The organism is Coleofasciculus sp. FACHB-712 (genome assembly GCF_014695635.1).
GTDB lineage: Bacteria > Cyanobacteriota > Cyanobacteriia > Cyanobacteriales > FACHB-T130 > FACHB-T130.
This window is the reverse complement of the sequence record NZ_JACJOQ010000147.1, coordinates 1-6,884: the sequence shown is the minus strand read 5'-3', so window position 1 is coordinate 6,884 and position 6,884 is coordinate 1. Positions and strand designations below refer to the sequence as shown.

Below are 6,884 nucleotides of genomic sequence, written 5' to 3'. Positions count from 1 at the left end.
GCTACCAGCCCTGCTTTCGTGGCGACTGCGATTTCGTCGGTGGCATAGCTAGGAATTCCAGCGGCATCTTGATATATCTGTGGCAGTGCCGTTTTTAGGTCAGATTTTACGTTCGCGGCAATTTGCAAGCCGCTGACTAGAGAAACCAAAACTTGCGTTCGGGTAATCCTCTCTGCTGGACGGAAGCGGTTATCGGGAAAACCACTAATAAATACTGCTTCGTAAGCTTTTTGAATGGCACTCGCCGCCCAGTAAGTAGAAGGAACATCAATAAAGGGGATATACGGTCGTTTTGCCGGTCTGGAAAATGCTGTGGCAATCAGGGCTGCAAATTCAGTGCGGGTGATGGATTGATTTGGGCGAAAAGTCCCATCGGGAAACCCGTTAATAATGCGACGCTGGGCTAAAGCTTGAATGAATAAGCGTGCCCAATGAGTTTGAATATCAGAAAACTGAGTAGGGGAATTTACCATAGTTGTTGGTAATTGGTAATTGGTAATTGGTAATTGGTAATTGGTCACTAGCAACAAACCAAGGATTAAGGACTACTGACGATTAACCATTACGCTTGATAAGTTGTTCTAATGCTTCAGAGAGCACCTGTCGTTGTTCGGAATCGTAACCGCGGCGTTCTAAAAATGCTTTGTAGCTACCTTCGCCAGTGACGGCACTTTCCAATAACTTTTGAGACACTTCGTAGACAGAAGGAAGTTCCACCTGTTCGATAATTCGAGTGGTACGCGATCGCACTCTTTGGGATGATTGCGCCATCTCTTCGTTACCATTGCGATGATGGGCAACGACCATCACCGCAGACATGGCTACATTTTTGACTAATAATTCTGAAACGGTGTCTGGATTTGACTGCAATGCCCGTATAACAGCAGCAGAGGGATTATCTGCGATTGTCCCCTCCGATGTCAGGTAGGTGACGAAAAAGCCTCTCGCACCATTTTCACTTTTCACTAATTCTGCAATGGCTGTTTCTATTTCTGCTTCGGATAATTCCCCCGCTTGCATCTGGGAAAGCAAAGATTGAGTCAGCGCGATCGCACTCTCAAAGCTTACTTTTTCTGGAACTGTAAACGCAGATCCACTCATGATTGTGCCTGAAAATCGTTCTCATGCGATGATAGCCAATTTAGAGTTGTACCAGGTTAAGCGATCGCATTCACAATTTACAGATTTGCCGAATATCTACATTCCCCCCGGTGATAATCACACCAATTCGGGCACCCGGTTCTTTCACCACTTCCGATAGTAAAGCCGCGGCGGCTAAGGCACCCGTCGGTTCCACTACGATTTTCAGACGTTCCCACAAGAAAAACATCGTGGTGCGGATGGCTTCTTCCGATACCGTCACCATATCATCGACGTAGTGCAATACGAGTGGGAAGGTAATGTTTCCCAGGCAAGGAGTGCGTGCCCCATCAGCAATCGTGTCAGGATTGTTCGTAGTATGCAGCGTTTTACTGTGAAAAGAGCGTGTCGCATCGTCGGCGCGTTCTGGTTCTACCCCAATCACTCGGCAATTCGGTGAAAGGGTTTTGGCAGCGAGGGCGCATCCTGATAGTAAACCACCGCCTCCGCAGCAAACGAGAAGTAAATTGAGGGAACCGACTTCTTGAAAGAGTTCTAAAGCAGATGTACCTTGTCCGGCGATGACATGAGGATGATCGTAAGGGGGAATTAAAGTTAAACCGCGCCGATGTACCAGACTTTGCGCCAAAGCTTCCCGCGTGGTTTCCTGACGATTGTACAAAATTACCTCAGCACCATAACCGCGAGTTGCCGCTTTCTTCACGACTGGGGCATCATCCGGCATGATAATCGTGGTGTGGATGCCCAGCAATTGTCCGGAGAGTGCGATCGCTTGAGCATGATTCCCTGATGAATACGTCAGAACCCCGCGTGATGCTTGTTCCTCAGATAGCTGTGCCAGTGCATTGTAAGCACCCCGAAACTTAAACGAACCCGTGCGTTGAAAGTTTTCGCACTTCAAGAATACTTGAGCATTGGTGCGCTCGTTGACCGTTCTGGAGGTCAAAACCGGCGTGCAACGGGCAATTCCAGCCAACCGCACCGCCGCAGCTTCCACATCGGCGCTCGTAACAGGTAGGGCACTGAAATGAATCGCAGACGGGTTGTGTTCTGCCATAACAAAATCCTATCGCCTGTAAAGATGCTTCAGGATAGTCTTCATTGGATTCGCTAAACACTTTGCATCATCCAACATCCTTGCATCCCACCGATACCAATCCTAAATGGATTGTAAAACTCTCTCCCTTGTGTCTCTGGAGCGTTCTCTTTGATTCGTGAAGGCAAGATATCCAATTTCTCTCTCGAAATTGGATATCTTGCCTTCAACTCAAATAGAACTGTTATAGTAGCCTAAGTAGAATTGCTTATAGATGTTTATCTATAGATGCCATATAAAGCCTTGATGGTAATTTCTAAAATACACTTAAAAATCAAAAAACTTATTTGTTAAAAAATATTTTTACCTATAGACATTTATCTATCAGTACCATATAAATTCTTGATGACAACTGCTCTAGGCATAAAAACCTATGATAGCAAAGAGTTATATAAGTTTTTTTTAGATGATTTATCGCTTAATTCTTTAAATCAATTATTCCCTTTTGGTTACTTGAACCATTAAGATAAGCAGAACGCTTAAGAAATTATTAATTCGGCATTCGCCTTACTGCATAGGTTGGTTAGGGAAATTACGGGTTGGCTGAAAGCAACCCTAGCTTTGCTGCAAGTTTGGAGGGAATTCAGTGGTTCAGGCTCTCATCGATACTATTTGGTTAGTCCCTTGCTATGCCTTAATTGGTGCTATTTCCGGGCTATTATGGTCGCCCGGTGTCATCCGCCGCACAGGGCCGCGCCCCGCTGGTTACATTAACTTGCTGATGACCTTTTTGGCATTCGTTCATAGCTTAGTGACTTTGCAAGCGATTTGGAACCAGCCGTCTCAAGAAATAACGTTTACATGGCTGTCGGCAGCGGGTTTGGATTTAAATTTCCCCCTAGAAATCTCAGTAATTAACGTTGCAGCGATCGCTCTAGTAACCGGGTTAAACCTGCTAGCCCAGATATACGCGATCGGCTACATGGAGATGGACTGGGGCTGGGCACGCTTTTATGCCTTGCTGGGGCTTTTTGAGGCAGGGATGTGTGCTTTAGCTTTGTGCAACTCCTTGTTCTTTAGCTATGTAATCCTGGAAATCCTCACCTTGGGGACTTATTTGCTGGTAGGGCTTTGGTTTAGCCAACCGTTGGTGGTGACGGGCGCACGGGATGCGTTTTTAACCAAGCGGGTTGGGGATTTAATCATGCTGATGCCAGTCATTGCCTTGTATCCCCTGGCAGGAAGTTGGAATTTTAACGATCTAGCAGAATGGGCAAAAACCGCTGATTTAGACCCTACACTAGCCGCGCTATTAGGTTTAGGTTTAATTGCTGGCCCGATGGGTAAATGCGCTCAATTTCCGTTGCATTTGTGGTTGGATGAGGCAATGGAAGGGCCGCTTCCCAGCACGATTTTGCGGAACTCGGTCGTCGTGGCAACAGGTGCCTGGGTGTTGATTAAGTTGCAACCTGTGTTAGCGCTTTCTCCGATAGTGTCGCTGGCGCTGATATCGATCGGTGGTGTGACGGCGGTTGGCGCTTCCTTGATTGCGATCGCGCAAATTGATATCAAACGCGCTTTGTCCTATTCCGTCAGCACCTACATGGGATTGGTATTTATCGCTGTAGGCACTCAACAAGATGATGCAGCTTTGTTGTTGATCTTGACTCATGCGATCGCAATGGCGCTGTTGGTAATGAGTGTTGGTGGAATTATTTGGAACAACATCACCCAAGACTTAACCCAACTCGGCGGTTTATGGTCGCGCCGTCCCATATCCGGGTTAGCCTTTCTGGTTGGGACGCTGGGGTTAATCGCTTTTCCGCCTTTAGGCAGCTTCTGGGCATTGCTGAAATTGGCAGATGGTTTGTGGGCAACTCAACCTTGGCTAGTCGGGTTATTGCTGGTGGTCAATGGTTTGACAGCCTTCAGTTTAACGAGAGTGTTTGGGCTGATTTTTGGCGGAGAACCCAAGCCAATGACTGTACGATCGCCAGAAGCATTTTGGCCTTTAACTTTCCCCATGATAGTTTTGGCCGCCTTCACCCTCCACCTCCCCTTAGTGTTACAAAGCTTGTCGCTACTGCCGAGTTGGGCAACTCTCAATAAAGATATGGCGCTGCTGTTGATTTGGTCTAGTATTTTTGGTTGCAGCCTTGGCGGGATAATTTATCTGAATAAAATGTGGAAAAAACCCGTCCAACTTCCTTGGAAACCCCTGCAAGATTTGTTGGCTTATGACTTTTACACCGCCAAAATTTACCGCGTGAGTATTGTTTTCAGCGTTGCTTTAGTTTCCCGCTTCATCTCTGCCTTTGACCGCTACTTAGTGGATGGCTTCGTTAATTTTGTCGGAGTTGCTTCCCTTTTCGGCGGACAAAGTTTGAAATACAGCACTTCCGGACAATCCCAAGCTTATGCGATGACGATAGTAATGGGAATAATTGTCTTAGGAATGCTATTATACTGGCGCTTCTTTCATGCCGCTTCACCACTCTTTGTAGCACTCGCTCAATAGGTCGAGAGTGGGCGATCGCTGCCCCACCAAACTAACTGAAAACCCGGTTGGTTTAGAAATTTTTGTCATTAGTCCTTTTTAAATTGCAAAGGATACATAACTAATGACAAAATACAAAGAGAGCAAGTCTTTAACCCTTAGGAAGGAAGCTACGAACCAATGAATTCAAAAAAGCAGAAAGGACAATTCTCCAGACGGAATTTGCTGAAATTTAGCGCAGGCGCAGTAGGAGCAGGGGTCGTAACTGCCGGACTCGGAACCAAGTTGGTTTTCCCCGACCAAGCCGTTGCAGAGAATGACATGACCCCCGATCAAGCGCTGCAAAGTTTAATGGAGGGGAATCAACGGTTTATTACCAGAAAAACTAAAAATATCAACCGAGATTTTCAACGTTTGACCGCCGTTGCGAAAACTCAGAAGCCATTTGCGGCGATTCTCAGTTGCGCGGATTCGCGGGTTCCTTCTGAGATTATCTTTGACCGGGGATTTGGAGATTTGTTTGTATGCCGCGTGGCAGGAAATATCGCAACTCCGGAGGAAACCGGGAGCCTAGAATTTGGGGGTTTAATATTAGGAACCAAGGTAATCATGGTCATGGGGCACAAAAGATGTGGGGCGGTAGATGCCACCATTAAAGGTGCCCAAGTGCCCGGTCAAATTGGTAGCTTAATTGAGGCAATAAAACCTGGTGTAGAAAATTCAAAAGGCAAACCCGGCGATCGGCTAGAGAATGCTAGCAAAGCGAATGTTTTGGTTCAAGTAGAAAAATTGAAAACCTCTCCTGTCATTTCTCAGTTAATTCAGGAAAATAAACTGAAAGTTGTAGGTGGTTATTACGATTTGGACACTGGCAAAGTCACCTTACTGAGTTAGGTAGAGCTATAGCAATCCTATTTAAGTGGTGAGATGTCTTCGATTAACGAAGCGCGATCGCGTGTTAACGGAGGGAAAAAAGAGAGAAGAATATCTCCTACATAAATTGGGATTGCTATATAGCCAAACCGCCGTTTCTATGATTCTCATTCAGCCGGTCAACAGAAATCAGCAATCAGGAATCAGCAAATAACAAACCATGCTCAGCACTTTTATTTGGCTACCCTTTTTAGGTGCCGCTCTCGTCGGATTCTTACCTAACTTATCTGCTAGTCAGCTCCGTTTACTTGCATTAGCGATTATCAGTGGAATTTTATTAGAGACAGGATTTCTTTTAACCCAATTCGACCTGAACAATGCCGGGATGCAATTCTCTGAATTTATGCCCTGGATTGAAAAATTGGGATTGAATTACAGCCTTGGTGTTGATGGTTTGTCTTTACCGCTGTTGGCTTTGAATAGCCTGCTGACATGGATTGTTATTTACAGCACCTCAAAGCAGATTACTCGTCCTCAGCTTTACTATTCTTTAGTGCTGCTGGTCAATGCTGGAATTGCGGGTGCCTTCCTGTCGCAGAATTTGATGCTGTTTGTGTTGTTCTACGAACTAGAACTGATTCCGCTGTACTTGTTAATTGCCATCTGGGGCGGAACTGAAAAGCGTGGCTACGCAGCGATGAAGTTTCTCATTTATACAGCGCTTTCTGGAATTTTAATTCTGGCGGCATTTTTGGGTATAACTTGGCTGGGTAACGCTCCTAATTTTGATTACAATGCCAACATTGCTCAAGGTTTACCGTTACAAGCGCAGCTAATCCTGCTAACAATGCTGGTAGTGGGTTTCGGAATCAAAATTCCCCTAGTTCCGTTGCATACTTGGTTGCCAGATGCTTATGTCGAGGCTTCACCACCCGTAGCCATTCTTTTAGGTGGCATCCTGGCAAAGTTAGGAACCTATGGTTTAGTACGGTTTGGTTTAGGAATGTTTCCCGAAACCTGGACAATTGTGGCACCAGGGTTAGCGATTATCGGAGCGTTTAGTGCCGCTTACGGGGCGCTGAGTGCGATCGCTCAAAAAGATATCAAACGCATGGTCGCTTACAGCTCTATCGGTCACATGGGCTATGTTCTGTTAGCCGCCGCCGCTGCTACACCGCTTAGTTTACTCGGTGCCGTCTTGCAAATGGTTAGCCACGGCATCATCTTAGCCATCCTCTTCCATTTGGTGGGCGTTATCGAAAGCAAAGTTGGCACCCGCGATTTAGATGTCTTGAATGGTTTGTTGAGTCCCCAACGCGGCTTACCGCTTACCACTGCTTTGCTAGTTCTAGGCGGAATGGCGAGTGCTGGTATCCC

The 6,884-nt window shown here is 46.2% G+C and carries 6 protein-coding genes; 3 read left to right on the top strand and 3 right to left on the bottom strand.

The window, feature by feature from the left end; all coding sequences use genetic code 11:
* From H6F50_RS03880 to H6F50_RS03870, 3 genes are all read right to left on the bottom strand, one after another.
* On the bottom strand, positions 1–473 hold a 473-nt coding region (locus H6F50_RS03880; RefSeq protein WP_190426529.1), incomplete at its 3' end, for an S-layer homology domain-containing protein.
* An 82-nt stretch (positions 474–555) separates the two neighbouring features.
* The gene (locus tag H6F50_RS03875) at positions 556–1,101 is read right to left on the bottom strand and encodes a hypothetical protein (RefSeq protein WP_190426527.1); all 546 of its coding nucleotides are present in this window, start codon (positions 1,099–1,101) and stop codon (positions 556–558) included.
* Positions 1,102–1,171: 70 nt separating this feature from the next.
* Positions 1,172–2,158, bottom strand: a complete 987-nt coding sequence (locus H6F50_RS03870) for a threo-3-hydroxy-L-aspartate ammonia-lyase (protein ID WP_190426525.1) — start codon at positions 2,156–2,158, stop codon at positions 1,172–1,174.
* A gap of 625 nt (positions 2,159–2,783) precedes the next feature.
* On the opposite strand from H6F50_RS03870, the gene H6F50_RS03865 reads away from it, so the two are divergent.
* The 3 genes from H6F50_RS03865 to H6F50_RS03855 form a co-directional block, all read left to right on the top strand.
* Positions 2,784–4,655 carry an NAD(P)H-quinone oxidoreductase subunit F gene (locus H6F50_RS03865; protein ID WP_190426524.1) on the top strand — a complete coding sequence of 624 codons (1,872 nt, stop codon included), beginning with the start codon at positions 2,784–2,786 and terminating at the stop codon, positions 4,653–4,655.
* 159 nt (positions 4,656–4,814) lie between these two features.
* Complete coding sequence (locus tag H6F50_RS03860) at positions 4,815–5,528, top strand: carbonic anhydrase (RefSeq protein ID WP_190426520.1); 714 nt, start codon at positions 4,815–4,817, stop codon at positions 5,526–5,528.
* Between the two features lie 199 nt (positions 5,529–5,727).
* A partial coding sequence (locus tag H6F50_RS03855; RefSeq protein ID WP_190426514.1) for an NADH-quinone oxidoreductase subunit M occupies positions 5,728–6,884 on the top strand: 1,157 nt, incomplete at its 3' end.

Coding starts and splice junctions, on each gene's coding strand:
- H6F50_RS03875 (WP_190426527.1), bottom strand. CDS start 1,101: ATGAGTGGATCTGCGTTTACAGTTCCAGAAAAAGTAAGCTTTGAGAGT.
- H6F50_RS03870 (WP_190426525.1), bottom strand. CDS start 2,158: ATGGCAGAACACAACCCGTCTGCGATTCATTTCAGTGCCCTACCTGTT.
- H6F50_RS03860 (WP_190426520.1), top strand. CDS start 4,815: ATGAATTCAAAAAAGCAGAAAGGACAATTCTCCAGACGGAATTTGCTG.